The organism is Sporosarcina sp. resist (assembly GCF_014302295.1).
GTDB classification, from domain to species: Bacteria; Bacillota; Bacilli; order Bacillales_A; family Planococcaceae; genus Sporosarcina; species Sporosarcina psychrophila.
Genome location: NZ_CP060287.1, coordinates 5060001 through 5080792, shown reverse-complemented (window position 1 = coordinate 5080792; position 20792 = coordinate 5060001). Strand labels below are relative to the sequence as shown.

At 40.7% G+C, this 20792-nt stretch carries 19 protein-coding genes (1 of these 19 only partly in view); 8 read left to right on the top strand and 11 right to left on the bottom strand.

Going from position 1 to position 20792, the window contains the following annotated elements:
- The first annotated feature begins 14 nt into the window (after positions 1 to 14).
- On the top strand, positions 15 to 656 hold the full coding sequence (gene yyaC / locus H7992_RS24430) for a spore protease YyaC (RefSeq protein WP_187046284.1): 642 nt from the start codon (positions 15 to 17) through the stop codon (positions 654 to 656).
- Here the strand turns inward: yyaC and H7992_RS24425 are convergent.
- From H7992_RS24425 to rpmH, 11 genes are all read right to left on the bottom strand, one after another.
- Positions 567 to 1271, bottom strand: a complete 705-nt coding sequence (locus H7992_RS24425) for a DUF554 domain-containing protein (protein WP_187046283.1) — start codon at positions 1269 to 1271, stop codon at positions 567 to 569. The genes yyaC and H7992_RS24425 overlap by 90 nt on opposite strands.
- Positions 1272 to 1465: 194 nt before the next feature.
- Entirely contained in the window at positions 1466 to 2305 is an 840-nt protein-coding gene (locus tag H7992_RS24420; RefSeq protein WP_067204104.1) for a ParB/RepB/Spo0J family partition protein, read from the bottom strand.
- Complete coding sequence (locus H7992_RS24415) at positions 2298 to 3059, bottom strand: ParA family protein (RefSeq protein ID WP_067204101.1); 762 nt, start codon at positions 3057 to 3059, stop codon at positions 2298 to 2300. Before H7992_RS24415 ends, H7992_RS24420 begins: the two co-directional genes overlap by 8 nt.
- 195 nt (positions 3060 to 3254) lie before the next feature.
- The gene (noc, locus tag H7992_RS24410; RefSeq protein ID WP_067204099.1) at positions 3255 to 4118 is read right to left on the bottom strand and encodes a nucleoid occlusion protein; all 864 of its coding nucleotides are present in this window, start codon (positions 4116 to 4118) and stop codon (positions 3255 to 3257) included.
- 94 nt (positions 4119 to 4212) lie between these two features.
- Positions 4213 to 4929 carry a 16S rRNA (guanine(527)-N(7))-methyltransferase RsmG gene (rsmG, locus tag H7992_RS24405; RefSeq protein ID WP_187046282.1) on the bottom strand — a complete coding sequence of 239 codons (717 nt, stop codon included), beginning with the start codon at positions 4927 to 4929 and terminating at the stop codon, positions 4213 to 4215.
- Between the two features lie 196 nt (positions 4930 to 5125).
- Positions 5126 to 7015 (bottom strand): tRNA uridine-5-carboxymethylaminomethyl(34) synthesis enzyme MnmG, encoded by a 1890-nt coding sequence (gene mnmG, locus H7992_RS24400; protein ID WP_067204093.1) that lies wholly within the window; start codon positions 7013 to 7015, stop codon positions 5126 to 5128.
- Positions 7016 to 7132: 117 nt separating this feature from the next.
- On the bottom strand, positions 7133 to 8518 hold the full coding sequence (gene mnmE, locus H7992_RS24395; protein ID WP_067204090.1) for a tRNA uridine-5-carboxymethylaminomethyl(34) synthesis GTPase MnmE: 1386 nt from the start codon (positions 8516 to 8518) through the stop codon (positions 7133 to 7135).
- A gap of 197 nt (positions 8519 to 8715) precedes the next feature.
- Positions 8716 to 9471 (bottom strand): RNA-binding cell elongation regulator Jag/EloR, encoded by a 756-nt coding sequence (jag, locus tag H7992_RS24390; protein WP_187046281.1) that lies wholly within the window; start codon positions 9469 to 9471, stop codon positions 8716 to 8718.
- A complete protein-coding gene (yidC, locus tag H7992_RS24385; RefSeq protein ID WP_067204084.1) occupies positions 9468 to 10232 on the bottom strand; it encodes a membrane protein insertase YidC in 765 nt (254 codons plus the stop codon). The genes jag and yidC overlap by 4 nt, the downstream gene beginning before the upstream one ends.
- Before the next feature lie 227 nt (positions 10233 to 10459).
- Complete coding sequence (gene rnpA, locus H7992_RS24380; RefSeq protein ID WP_187046280.1) at positions 10460 to 10801, bottom strand: ribonuclease P protein component; 342 nt, start codon at positions 10799 to 10801, stop codon at positions 10460 to 10462.
- A gap of 80 nt (positions 10802 to 10881) precedes the next feature.
- Complete coding sequence (gene rpmH / locus H7992_RS24375) at positions 10882 to 11016, bottom strand: 50S ribosomal protein L34 (protein ID WP_067204080.1); 135 nt, start codon at positions 11014 to 11016, stop codon at positions 10882 to 10884.
- A gap of 505 nt (positions 11017 to 11521) precedes the next feature.
- Here rpmH and dnaA point away from each other — a divergent pair.
- The 7 genes from dnaA to H7992_RS24340 form a co-directional block, all read left to right on the top strand.
- On the top strand, positions 11522 to 12871 hold the full coding sequence (gene dnaA / locus H7992_RS24370; RefSeq protein WP_067204077.1) for a chromosomal replication initiator protein DnaA: 1350 nt from the start codon (positions 11522 to 11524) through the stop codon (positions 12869 to 12871).
- A gap of 170 nt (positions 12872 to 13041) precedes the next feature.
- On the top strand, positions 13042 to 14178 hold the full coding sequence (gene dnaN, locus H7992_RS24365) for a DNA polymerase III subunit beta (protein ID WP_067204074.1): 1137 nt from the start codon (positions 13042 to 13044) through the stop codon (positions 14176 to 14178).
- A gap of 99 nt (positions 14179 to 14277) precedes the next feature.
- On the top strand, positions 14278 to 14517 hold the full coding sequence (gene yaaA, locus H7992_RS24360; protein ID WP_067204071.1) for a S4 domain-containing protein YaaA: 240 nt from the start codon (positions 14278 to 14280) through the stop codon (positions 14515 to 14517).
- Positions 14507 to 15628: a DNA replication/repair protein RecF gene (gene recF, locus H7992_RS24355; protein ID WP_067204068.1), complete on the top strand. Its 1122-nt coding sequence runs from the start codon at positions 14507 to 14509 to the stop codon at positions 15626 to 15628. The genes yaaA and recF overlap by 11 nt, the downstream gene beginning before the upstream one ends.
- Before the next feature lie 79 nt (positions 15629 to 15707).
- Entirely contained in the window at positions 15708 to 17630 is a 1923-nt protein-coding gene (gyrB, locus tag H7992_RS24350) for a DNA topoisomerase (ATP-hydrolyzing) subunit B (protein WP_067213784.1), read from the top strand.
- Positions 17631 to 17850: 220 nt separating this feature from the next.
- The gene (gene gyrA / locus H7992_RS24345) at positions 17851 to 20394 is read left to right on the top strand and encodes a DNA gyrase subunit A (RefSeq protein WP_067204065.1); all 2544 of its coding nucleotides are present in this window, start codon (positions 17851 to 17853) and stop codon (positions 20392 to 20394) included.
- Positions 20395 to 20530: 136 nt separating this feature from the next.
- Positions 20531 to 20792, top strand: the start of a protein-coding gene (locus H7992_RS24340; RefSeq protein WP_187046279.1) for an HD-GYP domain-containing protein. Its footprint extends 842 nt past the window's final position; only the first 262 of its 1104 coding nucleotides appear in the window; it begins with the start codon at positions 20531 to 20533; its stop codon lies off the right edge, out of view.

Here is a 20792-nt window from a genome sequence, read left to right as displayed (position 1 = left end):
AATGGAGTTTTTTCATGCGATCTACTCTTTCTACACCATATGATTATCGCATTCACCATAAGGAGACAGGTGCCGTTTGGAAACTCAGTTCATTATTCCTCCAGCACATTCCATTCGAAACCCAAGATCTCACTTTTTTCTGTATCGGAACCGATCGATCTACCGGTGACTCGCTAGGGCCACTTACCGGTTCTTTCCTATCCGAGTCTCCCCTGTTCCCATTCACTGTAATCGGGACATTGGAAAGTCCATTACATGCCTTAAATCTACAACAGCATATTGATGAAACCAGACTCACTAATCCCACTGCTTTCATCGTAGCAATTGATGCATGCCTAGGACAAGTAAGTTCTATCGGACAATTACTTTTCAATAGTGGACCTATACACCCTGGCAAGGCAGTCGGTAAGGAGCTGCCCCCAGTTGGGGACGTATCCATTAAAGGCATAGTCAATATCGCCGGGTTCATGGAACATGCCGTTTTGCAAAGTACTCGCCTCTATCTTCCATACGAGATGAGCCGCACTATTGCTCGGGCTTTGCAACTAGCACACGGGCGTCTTAAATCAAAAGAAGTGTACGATAGTAACAGCAACTCCAACAACAAGGATACCTGGAATCAGGTTGGCAACTCTCACTTTAGTCAAACCAATTAAATTCAAACCGATAGCCAAAATCATTAATCCACCTGTCGCTGTCATTTCAGAGATGAAGAAGTTCAGTAAATCATCCGGAACGAAGCGACTTATTTGAGTAGAAAATAACGTGATAATTCCTTGATAAAAAAATACAGGAATTGCAGCAAACGCGACACCAATACCTAGCGTTGAGCTTAAAATGATAGCAGTGAAACCATCAATAATCCCTTTCATGACGAGGACATCATGATCATTTCTCAGACCGCTATCGATAGCACCGATAATGGCCATCGATCCAACAACAAAAATCAACGTAGCTGTAACAAACCCTTGCGCAATGCCCGGACCTTTATCACTTGCCGGTATCTTGCTCTCCATCCAGTGTCCCAGATCATTCACTTTCTTATCGAGATCCATCCACTCACCAATTACTGCACCAACGACAATACTGATAATAACAATCAGTATTTGCGTACTTTCAAAAGTCATTTGTATGCCAATAACAGCAACCGCAAGCCCAATTCCATACATGACAGTCTCTTTCATCCGCTCGGGTATATTATGTAGAAATCTTCCTATGAACGCACCTGCAACTATTAAAAGAACATTCACAACTGTTCCAAATAAAATCACTTTTTCACTTCCTCTCAATCAAATACGTCGAGGCGTATTTGCGTCCAGATTTTTAATTGAGCTTGCTCAATTAACTCCCTTCAAAATCTGTGACATCCGCCGGAGGCTTTAACTTCATTCAGCGGGGTTGGATTCCCGCTGAGTAAAGTTAAAAATAAAACCTATTTTGCACAGTCGGCAAAATAGGTGCATCCTTATTCGTTCAATAATTCAAGAATACGTTCGAGATCATCTTCAGAGAAGAATTCGATTTCAATTTTACCTTTATTCTTTGTTTTCTTTATTGATACGTTTGTCCCGAAATAATCACGCAGATTTGACTCCCGCTCGGCAAGGAATAAGTCTTTACGCTTTTCTGGTTTAGTTTCACGTGGAACATCCTCATTCATTTTTTGAACCAGCTTTTCTAATTGGCGGACGTTAAGTCCTTCTCTTAGTAGCCGTTCTGCCACTAAAGCGATTTGTTCTTTCTTACGTAGACCAAGTAATGTTCGACCATGCCCCATAGAAATTTTACCTACAGTAATATAATTTCTTACTTTTTCAGGCAATGAAAGTAAACGGACATGGTTTGCGATGTGAGGTCTACTTTTACCGAGTCTAAATGCTAGTTGTTCCTGTGTAAGACCTAGATTTTCCATGAGGCTTTGATAAGCTTCAGCCTCTTCTATTGGCGTTAGGTCTTCCCGCTGTAAGTTTTCAAGAATCGCAAACTCCATTGTTTCTTCGTCCGTCAAGATACGGACAACCGCTGGAACTTCAGTTAGACCTGCCATTTGTGCTGCACGGAATCGTCTCTCACCTACAACAATTTCGTAGGCCGTTCCCATTTTCCGAAGAATAATTGGTTGAAGAATACCATGTTCTTTAATGGAAGCACTCAACTCTTGAATAGCATTTTCATCAAATACTTTCCTTGGTTGGTACGGATTGGCCTTAATACTTTTCACATGAATGTGTTCGACAGACTCTACTTTCGCTAGTGACTCTCCAGGAAATAAAGCATTTAATCCTTTTCCAAGACCTTTAGCCATTGCGAACCACTTCCTTTGCCAGATCTAAGTATACTTCTGCACCACGTGATCTTGAATCATAAATGATAATCGGTTCTCCATGACTCGGTGCCTCACTCAATCGTACATTTCTTGGAATAATCGTTTTGTATACTTTATCTTGAAAATACTTTTTCACTTCATCTATAACTTGAATCCCTAAATTTGTTCTTGCATCGAACATCGTAAGTAAGACGCCATCAATCATTAAGTCTTCATTTAAATGTTTTTGAACAAGCCGGATCGTACTTAGTAGTTGACTTAAACCTTCAAGCGCATAGTACTCACACTGGACTGGGATGATAATTGAATCAGCCGCGGTCAGTGCATTTATTGTTAGTAAACCAAGTGACGGTGGACAGTCGATAATGATGTAGTCATACAGATCTTTCGCTTCCTGAATAGCATGTTTCATCCGTACTTCTCTGGATATAGTTGAAACTAGCTCAATTTCTGCGCCTGCTAGGGATATAGTTGCCGGCACGATATCAAGGTTTTCTACTTTAGTCGAACGAATGACATCTTTTATATTAACATCATCTATTAGAATATCATAAATGCATTGTTGGACTTCCCCCTTGTTAACGCCTACCCCGCTCGTTGCATTCCCTTGCGGATCGGTATCAATCAAAAGAACTTTTTTGCCTATATGAGCAAGGCAAGCACTTAGATTTACGGATGTTGTCGTTTTTCCGACGCCTCCCTTTTGATTGGCTATCGCTATAATTCTGCCCACACCTGCACCTGCTTTCCTGCACTTTTATTATTCTTTTATTCTTTCAATTTTGTAACTTCTTCTAGTTTAACAAAAAAAACATTTTTTGTAGAGAAATATGTAGAAAAAAGACTCTTGCTATGTGAAGCAAGAGTCTTTTGTTAAAAAATAAGAAAGTATAAGTTTTTCAAGTCTATCAAGGCACTTGGACATTTCTTATTTCTTTTTCGGTATTTTAACAGTGATTATATAAAAATCATCTGAATCTTCTTCTTCTGTTTTTACATCTATCCCACTTTTAGTAACGAGAACTAGTGATTGTCTAATAGTATTAAGAGCAATTCGTACATCTTTACTTACCGATTTTCTCCGAGGTGCTGTCTTTTTATCTTTTACATTCTCTGGAGGGTGTAAAACCTGAAAGATTCTGGCTTCTAGTTGTTTGACATTCAACTGCTGTTCAATTACTTCCTTAAAAAGTTGTGACTGTAATTCGCTGTCCTTAATTGGAATAAGTGCTCTTGCATGTCGCTCCGATATTTCTTTTGTTAATATTCCATTCTTGATTTCATCGGGTAATTTCAGTAAACGCAATTTATTAGCAACAGTTGACTGACCTTTTCCTAGTCTTTGCGCTAACGCTTCCTGTGTTAAGGAATGAAGTTCAAGAAGTTTTTCATAGGCATATGCCTCTTCAATTGCAGTCAATTCTTCACGCTGTAAGTTTTCAATAAGTGCAATGGATGCAGTTTCTTTATCATCAAGGTTTCGAATGATCGCCGGTACTTCCGACCATCCCAATTTTTTCATTGCTCGATATCTACGCTCTCCAGCGATGATTTCATAATTTTCTTCACCCATTTTCCGAATGACGATTGGTTGAATGACACCATGCGTATGGATTGTCCTCGCAAGTTCTTCAATCTTATCTTCAGAAAATATTGTACGCGGTTGAAATTTATTTGGATTTATTAACTCGATTTTCACCTGTTCAATTACTTCGTGATGAACCTCTTCCACTACTAGTGGATCTAATTCTTTATCTCCACTCCCAAAAAATCGTGAAAACGGACTTTTCATTCCCGGCACCACCTTTTCAATACTGCTCCCTAATTCTACTAATTCGGCATGGCGATAGTATATCCTCTTTACTCATTGTTCCACGTGAAACAGTTCACTGAATTGGCATTTTATTCGGAATGCCTGGTTTACGAGGATATTTTTTAGGAGTGATTTTCTCTTTATCAAAAACAAAGATATTTCGTTCACTATTTTCAATTGGCAAAATAAATGAGTATTGTTTTTTAATGGTAGCCCCGAGAACAGAAAGTGCTTTTTTTGCATCTAAAAGTTCGTCTTCTGCGGCTGCTCCCTTCATCGCAATGAAGATTCCACCTTTTTTAGCTAGTGGTATACATAATTCAGCTAAGACAGACAGACGTGCAACCGCACGAGCAGTGACGATATCGAACTTTTCACGATACTTGGAGTCTTGTCCGAAGTCCTCAGCTCTTGCATGAACGAAATGCACATTTTCTAGCTGAAGTTCTTCAGCTAATACTTTCAGAAAACCAATTCTTTTATTTAATGAATCCACAATAGTCACGTCTAAGTTTGGAAAACAAATTTTCAAAGGAATACTTGGAAATCCAGCTCCCGCGCCTACGTCACAAATTGATTTTGGTTCATTCAAATTAATATAAAAAGCCGCGGATATAGAATCATAGAAGTGTTTTAAATAAACTGAGGGCGCATCTGTAATCGCTGTCAAGTTCATCTTTTCATTCCACTCTACCAAGAGTTTAAAATACTGGTTAAACTGAGCTATTTGCGTTTCACTCAATTCAATACCTTGTTCTTTTAAAGCTTGTATAAATTGTGCAACATTCATCAATATTCCCCCTTAAGAAAAGCGTAAGGCGTCGTTCAGCCCCGACAGGCACAAGACTGTTTACGTAGGAGGCGTACTACAGCCGCCGTAGTAAAAAGACTTGTGCCCCCGAGGAGCTGACGCCTGGAGCCTAGACAATAAGAAAAGCGTAAGCGGCTTGTATTAACTAACATAACACAAGACCGCATTAGCTAATTTAACCCGAAATTTTGGCTATTCTTCCTTGTTCGATATAGACAAGAAGAATTGAAATATCGGCTGGATTAACGCCGGATATACGAGATGCTTGTGCAATGGATAATGGTCTTACTTCGCTTAGTACACTTTTAGCTTCCGTCGCGATTCCGGATATTGCATTATAGTCGATATTATCGGGTATTTTTTTGTTTTCTAGTTTTTTCATTTTATCTACTTGTTGCAATGATTTCTCAATATAACCTTCATACTTAATGAAGATTTCAACTTGCTCTTCTACTTCTTTTGATTTCTTTTCTTCTGGTGGAACCATTCTTTCTATCTGGCTATATTTTATTTCAGGACGTTTTAGAAGGTCTGCTGCTTTCATCGGCTCTCTAAGTTCTGAGCCGCCTGTTTCACGTATGATGTCTTGAACATCACTATTAGGCTTAATCGTCACTTTTCGCAGTCTGGCAATTTCTTCTTCAATCTGTTGCTTTTTAATAATATGCGCATCATGTCGTTCTTCACTAATCATCCCTATTTGGTACCCAATTTCAGTCAGGCGCATATCCGCATTATCATGACGCAACAACAGTCGGTATTCGGCACGTGATGTCAGAAGTCTATATGGCTCGCTTGTCCCTTTTGTAACAAGATCATCAATAAGAACACCTATATATGCGTCAGCACGTCCGAGGACACGTTCTTCTTTCCCGAGAGCACGGGAAGCTGCATTTATACCCGCCATGATTCCTTGACCTGCTGCCTCTTCATAGCCAGATGTACCGTTAAGCTGACCAGCTGTATATAAATTACGAATTCTTTTTGTTTCAAGTGTAGGCCATAGTTGCGTAGGGACAATTGCATCATACTCAATTGCATAACCTGCACGCATCATTTCCGCATTTTCAAGTCCTGGTACGCTTGCAATCAATTGTTTTTGAACGTGTTCCGGCAAACTTGTCGATAATCCTTGGACATACACTTCTTGCGTATTACGGCCTTCGGGCTCAAGGAAAATCTGATGACGTGATTTATCAGCAAATCGTACAATTTTATCTTCAATTGATGGGCAATAGCGGGGCCCTTTCCCTTTAATCATCCCGGAATACATCGGTGACAAGTGAAGGTTTTCATTAATAAGTTCATGTGTTCTTGGCGATGTATATGTCAGCCAACATGGTAGTTGATCAGTGATAAATTCAGTCGTTTCATAACTGAATGCCCACGCTGTATCATCTCCCGGTTGGATTTCAGTTTTGCTATAATCAATTGTTCTGCTATTCACACGGGGTGGTGTCCCTGTTTTGAATCGCACCATGTCAAAGCCAAGTTCGCGAATATTGTCTGCAAGTTTAATTGAAGGCATTTGGTTATTCGGTCCACTTGAATATTTCAGGTTACCAATAATAACTTCACCGCGCAGGAATGTCCCCGTTGTAATAATGACTGTCTTCGCACGGTAAATTGCACCGACTTGCGTAAGTACACCTTTTATTTCATCGTCTTCCACGATTAGTTCTTCTACAACACCTTGGTGAAGTAGTAGATTTTCCTGTTCTTCCAGGAGACGTTTCATTTCCGACTGGTAAAGGACTTTATCAGCTTGCGCACGAAGCGCTCGTACTGCTGGTCCTTTGCCTGTATTCAACATCCGCATTTGAATGTGTGTTTTATCAATTACTTTCCCCATTGCACCGCCCAGTGCATCAATTTCACGGACGACAATCCCTTTAGCGGGACCACCGAGTGACGGATTACATGGCATAAAGGCGATCATGTCGAGGTTCATTGTAAGTACGAGCGTTGTTGCACCCATTTTGGCAGCGGAAAGTGCCGCCTCAACTCCCGCATGGCCAGCTCCAATAACAATAACATCGAACGTGCCTGCTTCAAATTTGGGCATGTTCTTTTCCTTCTTTCTATTAAAGTCATTCAAAAAGCTCGATGAAAAGTAGAAGCGGGCTACTGCGCTAGGCAGGCCCCCTCTTTCCATTCACTCTTGTTGAACACTTATCTTATTTTATTTTCCGAGGCAGAATTGAGAAAATAGTTCATTGAGTAGACCGTCTTGGACCGTGTCTCCGATAATTTCACCAAGAATTTCCCACGTCCGTGTAACGTCAATTTGAATCATATCGACTGGAACACCTGCTTCAGCAGCCGCGAGTGCGTCTTCAATCGTGGCACGCGCATTGTGTAATAGTGCGATATGTCGTGCATTCGATACATATGTGAAATCGCCTGATTCAAGATTTCCTTCGAAAAAGAGTCCGGCAATTGCTTCTTCCAGTTCATCTACCCCTTCGTCTTTCACGAGAGAGGTCGTGACAACTTTGCCCGTTCCGGCATGTTCCATCACTTTTTGCATGTCAATTTTTTGTGGAAGATCGGTTTTATTGATAACAAAGATTGTATCCATTCCCGATACCACTTCAAATAGTCGTTCGTCTTCTATCGATAACTCTTCAGAACTGTTAAGGACGAGTAGAATTAAATCCGCTTCCTTCAACACTTTCCTCGATTTTTCGACGCCGATTCGTTCCACAATATCTTCTGTTTCTCTGATTCCAGCTGTATCGACAAGACGAAGTGGAACACCTCGCACATTAACGTACTCTTCAATAATATCACGCGTCGTCCCCGCAATGTCGGTTACGATTGCTTTATTTTCTTGAATGATGCTATTTAGTAAGGAAGACTTCCCTACATTGGGTCTACCAATAATAACAGTAGATAGACCTTCTCGCAGAATTTTCCCTTGAGATGAAGTTTTCAACAACTTATCAATTTCATTTCTCACCCACATACTTTTTTCAATCATTAGCGGGATTGTCATTTCTTCGACGTCGTCGTACTCCGGATAATCGATATTTACTTCAACTTGCGCCAACGTTTCAATAAGCGCTTGTCGCAATCCCCCGATTAACCGAGAAAGTTTTCCTTCCATCTGATTGAGTGCAACATTCATGGCACGGTCTGTCTTCGCACGAATAAGATCCATGACCGCTTCGGCTTGAGACAAATCAATTCGTCCATTAAGGAATGCACGTTTTGTGAATTCACCGGGTTCTGCAAGACGCGCCCCTTGCTTGAGCACTAATTGAAGAACACGGGTGACCGCAACAATTCCTCCATGACAGTTCACTTCTACGACGTCTTCACGTGTAAATGTTTTTGGTGCTTTCATGAGAGAAACCATTACTTCTTCGACAGTTTCCTCAGTTGATGGATCTATTAAATGACCATAATGGATTGTATGTGATTGTTCTTCATTTAGCCTCTTACCAGACGGTGAACGGAAAATACGATCCGCTATTTGGACAGCTTCGTCCCCACTTAACCTGACGATGGCAATTGCACCTTCCCCCATTGGAGTAGAGATGGCAGCTATTGTATCAAAATGCACGTTTTTCACCTTCCTGACTTGGTTACTCACATGTGGATAACCTATTTCCGACACGACTATCTAACATAATATATTATCACAAATCCATCCATCCTCCTAGTGTCGCAATTTAAATAATGTGGATAAGTTAAGATATCTTTACAATATAATACAAAAAAGTCCCGCAGAGACAGCGTTCGTCTTTGCGGGACTTTTTTTCACCTAACAGATTCAATGACTAAATACCTGAATGGATCAGAGCCCTCTGAATATGTTTCAATATCCATGCGCCGTGATAAAGCATTATGGATGACTTTCCTTTCATAGGAAGCCATCGGTTCTAACTGGATTCTTTTCCCTGTACGAACTGCTTTATCAGCCATTCGTTCTGCTAATTGTTCCAAAGATTGTTCGCGACGCTCCCGATAATCACCGATATCTACCCGGACGACCTTGAATTGACTCGCCAATTTGTTTGTTACAAGTTGCGATAATTGCTGGAGTGCATTTAACGTTTGTCCTCGTTTTCCAATCAGTAATGCAGCTTTTGCACTTTCCATTTGGAAAGTAACATATTTACCTTTGATTTCATGGCTGATTTGAATGTCATCGACACCCATTCCAATTGCAATCATTTTCAAATAGTTTTCTGTTTCTTCTATCGCAGTTTGATCAGACAATCCTTCAATTTGGACTTCCTCTTTCTCCACAGGAGGTTTAACAGATTCACTAATAACTTCAATCTCAGTTGGCTGTATCTCCATTAGAGGTTTTGCTTCTTCAAGGACGGAAGGTTCTTCAAAGTTCATAATAGTTACGGTTACTTCAGCTTCTTTTGCACCGAAACCTAGAAATCCTTTTCTCCCTTGATTGATCACTTCGACTTTTACTTCATCACGCGTAACGCCAAGTACTGTCAATGCTGATGAAATCGCTAATTCAACCGTGGTTCCCCTTCGCGTCGTCCTTGTCATTTCCGTTTCCCTCCCACTTTTACAAGTTCCACTTCCTTTTTCTTAAATGGTTTGTAAATGAAGATGTTTTGGATAATTGAAATGATATTACCGATTACCCAGTAAAGTGAAAGTGCTGCTGGTAAGAATGAACCGAAGATCATAATCATAAACGGCATGATATACATCATTACTTTCATCTGTGGGTTGTCCATTGCAGGACCTGTACGTAAAACGATAAACTGCATAGCTCCTGCTAAAACTGCAAGTGTAATACTTGGCGCTGCAAGTTCAAACCATAAGAAGTTTCCAATATCGTATGTGACATTCATTCGGCTGATCGCATGATAGAAACCGAATAGAATTGGCATTTGGATTAAGACTGGTAAACAGCCTGCCGCCGGATTGATTTTTCGTTCCGACATAATTTTTTGCATTTCTTCACGGTACTTTTGTTGTGTAACTGCGTCTTTTGATTTGTATTTCTCTTTGAGTGCTTTCAGTTCAGGTTGGATTTCCTGCATCCGTTTTGAACTTTTTGTCTGTTTGATCATTAATGGAAGCAAGACAAGTCGAATGATGATTGTAACTGCAACAATACCGTACCCGTATGTACCGAGTATGTCTTTAAATGTCGTTATTAGGGAAACTAACGGCCAGACGACAAATTTGTTCCAAAATCCTTCACTGTCCTCGTAAATCGGTTGTTGGAATTCCGAACATCCCGCAAGAAATACCGACAATGCCGTCAGTATAAGGATTAATGCTAACTTCTTTTTCAAATCAGTTCCCCCAAATCTTATCTTATTCAATTAATTCTCTTCAAAATCTGTGACATCCGCTGGAGGCTTTTGGCCAACAGGATGTTGGTTACTCAGGCGTTGCCGCAGTACGCGGCGATTTTAGCCAGAGTTCCTTAATTTTCAGTAGGGGTTTCGACCCCTGCCGAGTGAAGTTAAAAGGCCCTATCGACCGATACTAACAGTTTATCACGTTCATATACTTCCTTCTACTTCTTTAAGACACGAGAAATACGCAGGACGTGCTGCAAACTTTTTTTTGTTTCATGAAAATCTAATGTGGCCGCCTGATGTCTGGCGATGATGACATAATCCATATCGTTGCGCAGTTCGTCTTTCAATTCCAGGAAGGACTGTCGTAAATACCGTTTGATCCTATTCCGCACGACTGCATTACCTACTTTTTTGCTGACGGACAGACCAATCCTGAATTCTGGCTGGTCTTCCTTCCTATAGGAATACACAACAAATTGCCGATTAGCAAACGACTTCCCTTTTTTGAATACTTCTTGGAATTCCTCATTCGTCTTTATCCGTTGACGTCTGTTCATCTCATGCACCTGCTCCGTCATCTATGATTATAGTTCTTCATTAATAAACAAGAAAAAAGACCACTGAAATGTCAGTGGCCTTATGCTGATAGGACTTTTCTTCCTTTACGACGACGAGCTGCTAGAATTCTGCGTCCGCTTTTCGTGCTCATTCTTTCACGGAAGCCGTGAACTTTACTACGCTTACGTTTATTTGGTTGGTAAGTACGTTTCATCTTTTAAGACACCTCCTGCATTGATTGTCTATTTATTACTGTGACAGTCTTGAATAGTATATCGGATTTCCAAGGTAAAAGTCAACCCTTTCCTGTTCGACAGTAATTTAGGCCATTTAGTTTCTCTGATTTCGTCCCAATAAGTTATCCACGGTTTCTTCCGCTAATTCCAGATAGTGATGTGGATAGTATTTTCTCAAGTTTTTTTATGCACACTGCTTATCGACATCTTCCTCACATACCAAGGCCTGTGGATAAAGATTTCATCCACAACCACTTGCGCTGTGGATAAGGTTCAGGACTCCTTGTAATCCACAACATATCCTGTTACAATGAGATGAATTTGTTATGCACATAATTTTATAGCATTTTTGTTATCCACAGTTGTTAATACATTGTGGATAATTTTTTCAACACTTTTGCGTAATTGTTATCCACACGACGGAAAACTGTGTATAATACATATCCTCGGGTTTTTTATTTTCATTGTAAAGGAGGCACACGTTTGGACCACTTAGAAGAATTATGGATCGAAGTTTTGTCGAAGGTTGAGCAGAAAATTTCAAGACCTAGTTTTGAAACTTGGCTAAAGTCGACAAAACTGATGTCTTATGGCGAAGAAAATGTCACAATCGCCGCACCGAATTCATTTGCAAAAGATTGGCTTGAAAACCACTATGTACATCTTATTACTGGTATTCTATCCGAATTGACCGGCGAAGACCGAATCATTCAGTTCGTTGTTCCTAAAAACATGGAAGAAAATGATTTCATGCTACCTAAACCGACCGTTAAACCTATAGAAAAAGTTCCATTAACGTCGGCACCTGGCATGCTTAATCTAAAATATACGTTTGACACATTCGTCATTGGTTCAGGAAATCGTTTTGCCCATGCAGCGTCACTTGCCGTTGCTGAAGCACCAGCGAAAGCCTATAATCCGCTGTTTATCTATGGGGGTGTTGGGCTTGGAAAGACACACTTAATGCACGCAATTGGACATTATGTACTCGAACAGAACCCCTCAGCAAAAGTCATGTATCTTTCATCTGAGAAGTTTACAAATGAATTCATTAACTCTATTCGTGATAATAAAGCTGTCGAGTTCCGTAATCGTTATCGGAATGTAGACGTGCTCTTAATAGATGATATTCAATTCCTTGCGGGAAAAGAACAAACACAAGAAGAATTTTTCCATACATTCAACACACTCCATGAGGAGTCAAAACAGATTGTTATTTCAAGTGACCGACCTCCAAAAGAAATTCCAACACTTGAGGACAGACTTAGATCCCGCTTTGAATGGGGTCTTATCACAGACATAGCACCTCCAGACCTGGAAACACGCATCGCAATTTTGCGCAAAAAGGCAAAGGCTGATGGGCTTGTTGATATTCCAAATGAAGTCATGCTGTACATTGCCAACCAAATTGACTCAAACATACGTGAGCTTGAGGGGGCTCTTATACGCGTTGTCGCCTACTCATCACTCGTCAATTCGGATATCAATACGGATCTTGCTGCGGAAGCCTTGAAAGATATTATTCCTAATTCAAGACCGCGTACTGTAACGATTCTTGATATCCAAAAAGCAGTTGGAGAGCACTTTGACATACGTCTAGAGGATTTTACTGCGAAGAAAAGAACGAGGGCGATTGCATTTCCCCGACAGATTGCCATGTTTTTATCCAGAGAACTTACGGATTTCTCCCTACCTAAGATTGGATCTGAATTCGGAGGACGAGATCATTCAACTGTCATTCACGCACACGAGAAGATTAGGCAAATGTTAAAGGATGATCAAGCTTTGCAACAAGACGTTCAAGATATTCGTAATGTTCTTGGTAGAGGATGACCTGTGCATAACATATAATAAGTAGTGCACACCTACAAACAGGTTATACACATGTGGAAAACGTTCAGGCTCAAAGGGAAAATAGACTTACCAACATATCCACAGCCCCTACTACTATTACTATTACTTTATTAATAACTAATACTATATATATTAAGCGAGGGTATAGAATGAAATTTGAAATTATGAGAGATAAGTTGCTTGATGGATTAAGCGATGTTATGAAAGCCATCAGTCAAAAAGTTGCGATTCCAATTTTGACAGGAATAAAGATTGAAGTGGACGAAAAAGGAATGACATTAACAGGAAGTGATTCCGATATTACGATCTGTACATTCATACCTGCAGAAGATAACGGAGAACAAATTATTCAAGTTGTAGAAAAAGGAAGCATCGTGCTGCAAGCTAAAGTATTTAGCGAAATCGTACGAAAACTACCTACGAATGAAGTAACAATAGAAGTTGCAAATGGACTTCAAACACATATTCAATCCGGTAAGTCTGAATTCCATCTAATTGGACTAGATCCAGAAGATTACCCGGTTCTACCAGAAGTAAAAGATGACTATCTATTTTCATTGCCAGCGGATCTGATGAAATCAATCATTCGAGAAACGGTCTTTGCCGTGTCTCAACAAGAAACTAGACCAGTATTAACAGGTGTCCTTTGGGAAGTAAAAGATGGGGGACTTGCTTGTATCGCTACTGATAGCCATAGATTGGCAAGAAGACTGACGATACCTGAAGATATGCCAGAAGTTCCATTCAGTGTCGTTATTCCTGGTAAAAGTCTTCAGGAACTAAATAAGATTTTGCCTGATAACGGTGAACTTGTGGATATTGTCATTGCAGATCAACAAGTGTTATTCAAAACACGTGGTGTGTTATTTTACTCACGCCTATTGGAAGGCAATTACCCAGATACATCACGTCTTATCCCGTTAGAATATAAAACATCAGTAACGGTGAATGGCCGACTTCTTCTTCAGGCAATTGATAGAGCATCCCTTCTAGCACGTGAAGAACGGAACAACATTGTTCGCTTCTCTGCCAATGAAGGTAAAGTTATTGAAATCTCTTCAAATTCACCTGAAGTAGGTAAGGTTGAAGAATTGGTTGAAGCTATTGGCGTAACAGGAGAAGAATTGAATATTTCTTTCAGTGCTAAATATATGATGGACGCATTGAAAGCAATCGATGGACAAGACATAACGATTCAATTTACGGGAGCTATGCGACCGTTCATCTTGAAATCAGTTGATGACGATTCAATCTTGCAACTTATTCTCCCTGTACGAACATACTGAATCTTGAAGGATAGTCACTTATTTGACTATCCTTTTTACTTACTGCCGAAAGTCGGCTAAAATAGAAAGACAGACTAACTTGCGAAAGGTTGAGACTCTATGGAAAATCTTACAATCGATACAGAGTTCATAACTCTAGGGCAACTATTAAAAATGACGAATACAATTAGTTCAGGTGGTATGGCTAAATGGTTTCTGGATGAATACATTGTCTACGTCAATGGCGAGGAGGAACAGCGACGAGGTAAAAAACTTCGTGATGGAGATATCGTTAAAATTCCCAATGTCGGCACATATAAAGTAACTGAACTAACAGACGGTCAAACGGATGTATATTGAACGACTTGCATTAATCGATTACCGAAATTATGAATCACTTGACCTTTCATTCTCCCCACAGATCAATGTGTTAATTGGGGAAAATGCCCAGGGTAAAACAAACATCATGGAAGCGATCTATGTACTTTCTATGGCGAAATCGCATAGAACTTCAAATGATCGTGAATTAATACGCTGGGACCAAGAATATGGTAAAATAGAAGGGGACATACAACGTAAATATGGACGGCTGCCATTAGAATTGGTCATTTCGAAAAAAGGCAAAAAAGCGCGTGTCAATCATCTTGAACAAAAACGCCTTAGCTTGTACATTGGCCAATTAAATGTCGTCATGTTTGCTCCTGAAGATTTAAATCTTGTAAAGGGCAGTCCCCAGGTAAGAAGACGGTTTCTAGATATGGAAATCGGTCAAATTTCACCAACCTATTTACATGATCTTTTAACATTTCAAAAAATACTCAAACAGCGCAATGCAATTTTAAAAGACAATCGGGGAAAACAAAGCCTTAACGATGTCATGTTTGATATTTATACAGAGCAGTATATTCAAGTAGCCGTCCAAATTATTCGTAAAAGGTTTTATTTCATGGAACTTTTACAAAAATGGGCAGAACCGATTCATAAAGGAATCTCTCGTGGTATTGAATCCCTTCAAGTTTCTTATGGAACACTAAAAGAACTTGATTCGGGACAGACTGTGGAACAGATGCAGTCGATACTCGGTCAGCGATTGCTTGAGGCAAGACGCCGTGAACTAGATCGCGGTATGACCTTGATTGGGCCACATAGAGACGATCTTCACTTTTTCGTAAACGGCTATGACATCCAAACGTATGGATCGCAGGGACAGCAGCGAACAACAGCGCTGTCCCTTAAACTTGCGGAAATAGAACTTGTAAAGCAAGAAGTCGGAGAAGCACCTGTTCTTCTTTTGGACGATGTCCTGTCTGAACTTGATGATTACCGACAATCCCATCTCTTGAACACAATTCAAGGAGAAGTGCAGACAATTGTCACGACGACGAACGTAGCGGGGATTGACCATGAAACAATTCGTCAGGCAGACATATTCGAAGTTACAGCGGGCGAAGTCGCTAAAAGAGAGGAATGACGATTGAGTCATCCCTTTAAATAAAACAGCAGCAATACAAATGTTAGACGTTCGGAAAGGGAAGGTGAACAGTTTGGCAATGGAAGAGAAAGATATGCAGATGGCTTATGATGAAAATCAAATCCAAGTCTTAGAAGGATTAGAAGCTGTCCGCAAACGTCCAGGTATGTATATCGGGACAACAAGTTCTAGAGGACTTCACCATCTTGTATGGGAAATTGTTGATAATAGTATTGATGAGGCACTTGCAGGTCACTGTGACCATATCGAAGTGACGATGGAAAAAGGCGATTGGATCCGAGTCGATGATAATGGCCGTGGTATTCCAGTAGGTACTCAGGAATCTACAGGTCGACCTGCAGTCGAAGTTATTATGACTGTACTTCATGCCGGTGGTAAATTTGGCGGTGGAGGTTATAAGGTTTCCGGTGGTTTGCACGGAGTTGGTGCATCTGTCGTGAACGCGCTGTCCGAAACGACAGAAGTGTATGTAAGACGTGACGGGGAAGTCCATTTCATCGAATTTGAACGTGGTGCTGTGTCAAAAGAGCTTAGTGTAATCGGTACTACTGATGAAACTGGAACAAGAATCCGCTTCAAAGCAGACCCAGAAATTTTCACGGAAACAACAGTATATGAGTATGATATTCTGGCCAACCGACTTCGTGAGCTTGCTTATCTAAACCGTGGTCTGCGAATCACGATTACCGATGAGCGTGGTGAAGAAGAACGAAGCGACATTTATTACTACGAAGGCGGCATCAAGTCGTACGTTGAACACTTGAATAAAAACAAAGAGCCTATTCATGATGAACCTATATACATTGAAGGCGAAAAAGATGGAATTTCAATCGAAATCGCCATGCAATACAATAGTGGCTATGCAGAAAATCTGTTTTCATTTGCCAATAATATCAATACTTATGAGGGTGGTACGCACGAATCAGGCTTTAAAACAGCACTGACACGCGTTATTAACGACTATTCCCGGAAAAATGGTGTGCTGAAAGAAGCTGATCCAAACTTGTCTGGTGATGATGTACGTGAAGGACTAACGGCCATCATCTCGATTAAACACCCGGATCCGCAATTTGAGGGACAGACGAAAACAAAACTGGGTAACTCAGAAGTTAGTACGATCACTAACTCATTATTTTCAGAAGGATTCCAACGATTCCTGCTTGAAAATCCGACAACATCACGTCAAATCATCGATAAAAGTCTTATGGCAGCACGAGCACGTCTTGCTGCAAAAAATGCGCGTGAATTTACACGCCGGAAATCGGCACTTGAAGTGTCGAGTCTTCCAGGTAAACTGGCAGACTGTTCTTCACGTGACCCAGCTATAAGTGAATTGTATATCGTTGAAGGTGACTCGGCGGGTGGTTCAGCTAAAATGGGACGCGACCGTCACTTCCAAGCAATTCTTCCGCTTCGAGGAAAAATCTTGAACGTCGAAAAGGCACGTCTTGACCGTATTTTAGGTAACTTAGAAATCCGTGCGATGATTACAGCACTTGGTACTGGCATCGGAGAAGAATTCGATCTTTCCAAGGCACGCTATCATAAACTTGTAATTATGACTGATGCAGATGTCGATGGGGCGCATATTCGTACGCTTCTTTTAACCTTCTTCTTCCGCTTTATGCGACCGCTTATCGAAGCTGGGTATGTTTATATTGCTCAGCCGCCACTTTATCGTGTGAAACAAGGGAAGGTTCAGGAGTATTGCTATACTGAAGAAGAACTCCAAGAGATTATTGGACGACTTCCTCCTATGCCGAAACCCGTTATTACCCGGTATAAAGGTCTGGGGGAAATGGATGCAACGCAATTATGGGATACAACAATGGACCCTGATCAGCGTACACTGCTCCAAGTTCACCTTGAAGATGCGTTTGATGCGGATTCAACATTCCAACAGCTTATGGGAGATGAAGTCGAACCACGACGCAAATTCATCGAAGAGAATGCAATGTACGTGAAAAATATAGATACCTGATTGGCTAGTTGAAATGAAAAAAAACTAAATGTATTGAACAAAGGATTGTCCATAATAACTGAGCGAAAGAGCCGAAGCCCTGAGAACGGTGAGGCTGCTTCGCTTAAGGTGTGAGGCATCCCCTAGCGAGTTCAATGGAATATTTTAGATCAGCATATCTAGTCAAGTAGTCGAACTATCTTTTCCTAAGGATTTTTGAGTTGAAAGGAGTCTAACAATAATGGCAGATATGCCGCAACGTGGTGTTAAGGGAATTAACATTAGTACAGAAATGAAGACATCTTTTCTTGATTATGCAATGAGTGTCATCGTTTCACGTGCGCTCCCTGATGTGAGGGATGGTTTAAAGCCGGTCCATCGCCGTATTCTGTATGCAATGCAGGATCTCGGAAATACCGCAGATAAACCGCATAAGAAATCCGCACGTATTGTCGGAGACGTCATCGGTAAGTATCATCCGCATGGCGATAGTGCTGTGTATGACACGATGGTACGGATGGCCCAAGATTTCAACTACCGTTATATGCTCGTTGATGGTCATGGTAACTTTGGTTCTGTCGATGGAGATGGTGCAGCTGCGATGCGGTATACGGAATCTCGTATGTCGCGTATTGCAATGGAACTTCTTCGAGATATTAATAAAGATACTGTTGATTACCAAGATAACTATGATGGACAAGAAAGAGAGCCGATTGTTCTTCCAAGCAGATACCCGAATTTACTCGTTAACGGGACAACCGGTATTGCGGTCGGAATGGCAACAAATATTCCTCCGCATCATCTTGGAGAAACAATTGATGCTGTCCTTGCACTTGCTGACAATCCTGCAATTACAACAGAAGAATTGTTGGAAATTATTCCAGGTCCAGACTTTCCAACTGGTGGGATCATTCTTGGTCGTAGCGGAATCAGAAGAGCTTATGAAACTGGGCGGGGTTCGGTTATCATTCGAGGCAGAGTCGAAATTGAACAGCAGTCGAACGGCAGGGAAACAATCCTTGTACATGAGCTGCCTTTCCAGGTAAACAAGGCACGTCTGATTGAAAAAATTGCTGAGTTGGTACGTGATAAGAAAATCGATGGCATTACTGACCTACGCGATGAATCGGATCGTACCGGAATGCGAATAGTGATGGAAGTACGTCGTGACGCAAATGCCAACGTACTGTTAAATAATCTGTACAAACAAACCGCATTGCAATCTAGTTTTGGTGTCAATATGCTGGCACTCGTTGATGGTCAACCAAAAATCCTTGCATTAAAGGAGATTTTGTTCCATTATCTTGAACACCAAAAAGTTGTAATCCGTAGACGTACTCAGTACGATCTGAAAAAAGCGGAAGATCGCGCACACATTTTAGAAGGACTACGCATAGCACTTGATAATATCGATAGAATCATCACCCTTATCCGTGCATCTAAAACAACAGATGAAGCAAAAACAGGGTTGATGGATCAATTTAATTTATCTGATCGTCAAGCGCAGGCTATCCTTGATATGCGTCTTCAACGTTTGACAGGACTTGAGCGGGACAAAATTGAAAGTGAATACGAAGCGTTGCAACTCCTTATGTCTGAACTCCGTGCAATTCTTGCAGACGAATCAAAATTGCTTGAGATTATTCGTGAGGAATTGCTCGAAGTGAAAATTCGCTTTGAAGATAAACGTAGAACGGAAATTACACTGGGCGGCGCTGAAATGATTGAGGACGAAGATCTTATCCCAGTCGAAAACTCAGTACTGACACTCACACATAATGGTTACATTAAACGTTTGCCTGCTAATACGTACCGTAGCCAGCGTCGTGGAGGTCGCGGTATACAAGGGATGGGTACGAATAACGACGACTTCGTTGAACATTTATTGAATACGTCGACGCACGATACCATCTTGTTCTTCACAAGCAGAGGACGGGTATTCCGTACGAAAGGCTATCAAGTGCCTGAATTTAGCCGGACTGCAAAAGGTTTACCTATCATTAACTTGTTAGGTGTCGATAAAGATGAGAAAGTAACAGCCATGATTCCTGTAGATGCATTCGAGGATGACAAATACTTATTCTTCTCGACTCGTAACGGGGTTGTTAAACGTACACCTGTTTCCGAATTTGCTAATATCCGTTCAAATGGATTGATAGCACTTACCCTTCGAGGCGATGATGAACTTATCGGCGTCAAAATGACTAAAGGCGATGAAAACATTTCCATTGGTACGAAGGATGGTATGTTAATCAAATTCAATGAGACAGATATTCGTTCTATGGGTCGGATAGCAGGTGGAGTCCGTGGTATCCGTCTTCGCGAAGGCGACATTGTAATTGGTATGGATACAGTGAATGAAGGCGATGAAATTCTAGTTGTCACAGAAAAAGGATTCGGAAAACGTACGCCAGAAGATGAATACCGTATTCAAACTCGTGGCGGTTACGGTCTGAAGACATTGAATGTGACAGAACGCAATGGTCTTCTTGTTGCGATGAAGACAGTAGATGGTACTGAAGATCTAATGCTGATTACGATACATGGCATTTTGATCCGTATGGACATTGACGATATTTCTGTTATTGGACGCAGTACGCAGGGAGTACGTTTAATCCGCCTAGGAGAAGATGAACTTGTCGCGACTGTTGCAAAAGTTGTGAAAGAAGAAGAGGAAGAAGAACTCGACGACAATATTGTTGAAGAGAATGAAGTCTCTTCTGAAAATAATGAAGACATCGGGTTATCTACTATTGAGATAGACGATGAAGATACGGAATCTTAAGTAAAAAGGTTATTGAAATGGTCGATATGGCCATTTCAATAACCTTTTTTTTACGCCTATTTATACAATCCCGTCGTTTAATTGAAATATTTAGAGTATGATAGAAAGAACTATAAGGTGAAGGTAGGTAATATTGATGGCTGAAAACTATGTAAAAACAAGTGACCTGCGCCCGGGCATAATTACAAGTGAAGATATATATATAAATACAATCTACCCGATCCTTAGAAAAGATACTGAACTCTCACCGGAGCATATAAAGGTTTTAAATGCATTCAGTGTAAAAAAAGTTAAAGTTCAAGAACGACTCGTTGTAAAAAGAGAAGATGTATATGATGACAACGAGGGTCCAGTGAATCCGGATGATGTGCTTGCAAAAATACCCATGAAACAGGGAG